The 3,192-nt window shown below is 46.6% G+C and carries 4 protein-coding genes; all 4 read left to right on the forward strand.

Going from position 1 to position 3,192, the window contains the following annotated elements; translation table 11 throughout:
• A partial coding sequence (locus tag ACFILT_RS03235) for a phage tail sheath family protein (RefSeq protein ID WP_375679566.1) occupies positions 1-637 on the forward strand: 637 nt, incomplete at its 5' end.
• 3 nt (positions 638-640) lie between these two features.
• The gene (locus tag ACFILT_RS03240; RefSeq protein ID WP_375679567.1) at positions 641-1,159 is read left to right on the forward strand and encodes a phage major tail tube protein; all 519 of its coding nucleotides are present in this window, start codon (positions 641-643) and stop codon (positions 1,157-1,159) included.
• Between the two features lie 9 nt (positions 1,160-1,168).
• The gene (locus tag ACFILT_RS03245) at positions 1,169-1,582 is read left to right on the forward strand and encodes a hypothetical protein (protein WP_375679568.1); all 414 of its coding nucleotides are present in this window, start codon (positions 1,169-1,171) and stop codon (positions 1,580-1,582) included.
• 131 nt (positions 1,583-1,713) lie between these two features.
• Positions 1,714-3,192, forward strand: a 1,479-nt coding sequence (locus ACFILT_RS03250; protein WP_375679569.1) for a phage tail tape measure protein, incomplete at its 3' end; no start/stop codon positions are given.

The following is a 3,192-nucleotide window of genomic DNA, read 5'->3' on the forward strand; positions in this document are numbered from 1 at the left end:
GGGCGGTGTTTTTTGGTCTCCCTCCAACCAAGATGTGCATGGCATTTTAGGCACGGCGCGCCCCATTAGCTATTTTGATGGGGAGATTGATCATGAGGCAAATCGCCTTAACCAAGCCGATATTGCGACCTTTATTCCAGCACGGCTTAGCCAAAATGCGCATTTAAATAATTCTGTGGGAAAAATGGCTGCCAATGGACGCATTTTATGGGGCAACCATACCACTTCCAGTGACCCACTCTGGCGCTTTGTCAATGTGGTGCGCACCCGTGCAGCATTGGAAAAAACAATCATTAACAGTTTCCGCCCTTGGGCGAATGATGAAAACCTTACTGGTCAACATGTTATTGCCATTACCCGCAGCCTCACGCAGTTTCTTGATGATCTGATTGCGCGTGGAGCGCTGCTGGGTGGACGTGTTTGGTTTGACCGCGATTTAAATTCCAACAGCACTTTACAGCTGGGACGGTTGCGGATCGAGTTTGATGCAGAAGAAGTGCCACCTTTAGAAGATTTGAGTTTCGGCAGCCGGCGCAATAGCGCTTATTTTGACCGTTTGGCGCAAGATATCCAAAAGAAAATGACTTATCAATTTGGCGATACGCTTGAAACCTATCGCAAAGCAGCAAGGAGTTAGAGCATGACTTTACGCATTGTACGCGGTTTTACGCTGATTGTTGATGATGATGTGAATCTTCACCTTGATCTTGAAACATTAAAACTGCCCACGTTGGAAGAAATTACAGAAACCTATCAACCAGGGGACTCTGATATGCAAATTGATGTGAGCGGTCTTGGTGTGAAAGCTTTGAGCATGCAAATGAAAATCCGCAGCCATACCCCTGAAGTGATTGGTATCTTTGGTGGTCCCCCTGGGCTTCGTCATAAATTTACCGGCAAAAAACATGTGATGTCTGAAGAAGACGGGCGCGAGCATGAACATTCTATTGATGTCACGGGGCGCTTGATCAAAGTGGATAGCGAAGGCTTAACGGCTGGAAAAGCTACAGGCTATGATTGCGAAATCAAAAATATTTGGGACTATACGGAATTTTGGGATGGTTCTGTTTTGCACCGCTTTTCTTTTAAACGGGGCGGTTGGCTTGTCCGCAATGGGCAAGAGATCGGTTCTCGCCGCCGCTCTATTCTCAACTTATAGGAATTGATCATGACAAGTTTACAAACCAGCATTGACGTGGAATTAGCTGTTCCGCTTCTTTATCAGGATAAAGGAGGCAAAGAATCTCTCTGCAAAAAACTGACCTTTTATCGCCCAAACTTCAAGCAAGCACGCCAATTAGCGGTGTTGATTGGACCGCAGTTGGTAGAGCTCGTTCTACCCGCTGTAGAAGAGGATAAAACAACATTGGGCAATGATATTCTTGTTCTTAAGCTTTGTGAGGCTTTATTTACCCATGAGGCTATGGAAGGAATAGCCGTGCTTTTAGCCGATATGTCTCATGAAACGGTTGAATTGATTAATCGTCTTGATGTTGTTGACATTATTGCTGTTTTCAAGGCTTTTTTTGTTTTTTTTCCGCAACGCCAATCCTCTCTGCCGGACAATTTGGAGCAGAGCTAGCCCTTTATTATCACTGGGCGCCTTCAGAAATTAACCAGATGGATTGGCTGGATGTGATTGCCTATCGAGAAGAACTCGCACGCTTTAAAGCCCAAGAATATGAAAGTCATCAGTTAGGATAAGAGACGATCATGGATGTTTCCCTTGTTGTGCGTTTTGTCAATCATCTGCAAGAGGGAATAGCTTCTGCCAAGCGGGATCTTGCAGCCTTTAGTTCAGATATTGCGCATTTCCAAAACAAGACAAGGCAGCATTTTAAAAATTGGTTTGACCCTGAGCATCTTGAGGATGCGACAAAGAATGCAGAAAATGCTTTCAATCATGCACGCGGGCGTATGGTGGGTGCCATTGCGCAAACAGCAACCTTAATTGCACCGCTCTATAAAGCCATGCAATTTGATCAATCGATGAAGGGACTAGAAAAGGTTCTGGATGCCCCCCTTGATCGCTTAAAGGAATTGCGCCGTTTTGCGCTTGAAACCTCCACCAAGATTCCGCTAGCGGCGCGTGAAGTTTTAGAACTGATGACCAGTGCTAGCCAAGCAGGGATTGGCGAGCAAGATCTAGAAGCTTTTAGCATTTATGCTGCCAAAGCAGCTGTTGCTTTTGATATGACAGGGGATCAGATTGGGGAGCGCTTTGCCAAGTTGCGTAATGTCTTTAAGCTTAATCAAGCAGGCATTGAAGATCTAGGGGATGCCATCAATCATCTCTCTAACCACATGGCTGCCAAGGCAAGTGAAGTGTCTGATTTTACCAATCGTGCCACCGGTGCGGCAACCATGTTTAAGCTCACTGCGCGGGAAACAGCAGCATTTGGTACAGCGATGATTTCTGCTGGGATTGTTCCAGAGAGTGCTGCGCGTGGTTTTAATGCCATGAGTGCCCGCATTCAGGCAGGGGGCAAGCATATTGAAGATGCTTTTGCTAATATCGGGCTTTCACGCGAAAAATTTATGCAAGATCTGGACAAAGATGCTACCGGCACTTTGGTGCGCTTTTTTAATGTGTTGGGTAAATCCGAACAGGGGATGCGCTCGCTGATTGCCATTGCTGGGCGCGATTTTACCGGTGATTTTGCCAAATTGGTTGGCAATCCAGAATTGTTAGGGCAAGCTTTAGAGTATGTGAAAGATCCAAAAGTCTTTAAAGGGTCCGTAGAACAAGAGGCGGACAAACAAGCAACCGGTGCCATGCGACAATTTGAACTCTTACAAAACCGCATTGTGGCTTTGGGGATTAGCATTGGTGAAGTGCTTCTGCCCCCCCTCAACAGTTTGATGGAAAGTGTTGGCAATTTTACCAATGGGCTTATGGCGTGGGCGAATGCTCATCCCACTTTAACAAGCGCCATTATCAAAACCATTGCTGCCCTGATGGCTTTTAATATTGCTCTACGGGTTTTGCGTTTTACCTTCGCTGGCACACGTCTTGGGCTTCTTCAGTTGATAGGCTCTTTGATCAAATTTGTTGGTGTGAGCGGTAAGCTTAAAACAAGCTGGCGTGGCTTAGCAGCCGCAGGGCGCTCACTGGGCTTGCTAACCGCGGGTCTTGGGGCAAGTTCACTCCGACTCTTACGCCCCATGACCTTGTTGGTCGGGGCTTTACGG

The organism is Bartonella sp. AP7XZML, from assembly GCF_042195745.1.
Taxonomy (GTDB): Bacteria; Pseudomonadota; Alphaproteobacteria; order Rhizobiales; family Rhizobiaceae; genus Bartonella.